Genomic DNA, 1,103 nt, shown 5'->3' on the forward strand with positions numbered 1-1,103 from the left:
GTGGCTTGTTGATGGCTTCAATGAAGACTTCTTCCAGCAACCGAAGGATGTGATTGTACCGAAGTTCAAGAAAGCAGTTGATAAATACCTAGGCGGGGATGTTGTCCCTGCTGATGGTGTAGCTGCTCTTCACGACTTAGGCTACTTGCCTCTTAAAATTAAGTCGGTTCCTGAGGGTTATCTTGTCCATATGAAATTGCCTGTTCTAACTGTTCAGAACACGCTTCCGGATTTCTATTGGCTTGTAAACTATCTTGAAACGCTGATAAGTTGTGAATTGTGGCCTGTAGCGACTGCTGCAACCATTGCCTTCAACTATCGCATCCTATGTGAATATGGTGCTGCTCGTACTTGTGACAATCTTGACCACATACAGTGGCAGTGTCATGACTTTGCAGCCCGTGGTAACATGGGTATGTGGGCTAACAGTCTTACTGGCTTAGGCCACCTGACAGCATTCACTGGTACTGACTCATTCTTCGCTCTTGAGCGTGTTATAGAGCAATACAAAGTGAATGAAGAGTATCTGTATGGCATGGGTGTAAATGCTACAGAGCACTCCGTCATGTGTATGGGTAAGAAATCAGACGAACTTAAAACATTTGAACGATTAATTACCGAAGTATATCCGACTGGCATCTTGTCAATCGTATCTGACACATGGGACTACTGGCAAGTATTGACCGACTTCGTTCCACGTCTTAGTGACGTTATCAATGAACGTGATGGTAAAGTTGTCTTCCGTCCTGATTCTGGTAATCCAGCAGATATTATCTGTGGGTTCCCGTATCACAAACTCAACACCACATCTACTATCCAGAAGCAGTTAGAATCACTCTCTGCTAAGCTCAATGATTATTTCTATTATCAGAGCACCATGTATAAAATCAACATGGTAACTGGTCAGGATGGTGTGTACTGTTACGAGCAAGTTGAGTCCGCACCAGTTAAAGGTTCTATTGAGCTGCTGTGGGAAACCTTTGGTGGTCATGTAAATGAGAAAGGCTTCAAGGTTCTTAATCCTAAAGTCGGTCTTATTTATGGTGATTCTATTACTCTTGACGTCTGTAAAGATGTGTTCGAGCGATTGGTAGCCAAGGGAT

Annotated in this window: 1 pseudogene; it reads left to right on the forward strand. The window is 43.3% G+C overall.

The features are described 5' to 3' along the window. A pseudogene (locus N1032_RS23605) lies at nt 1–1,103 on the forward strand (hypothetical protein); the annotation flags it as partial.

The organism is Herbiconiux daphne (assembly GCF_024979295.1).
GTDB lineage: Bacteria > Actinomycetota > Actinomycetes > Actinomycetales > Microbacteriaceae > Herbiconiux > Herbiconiux daphnes.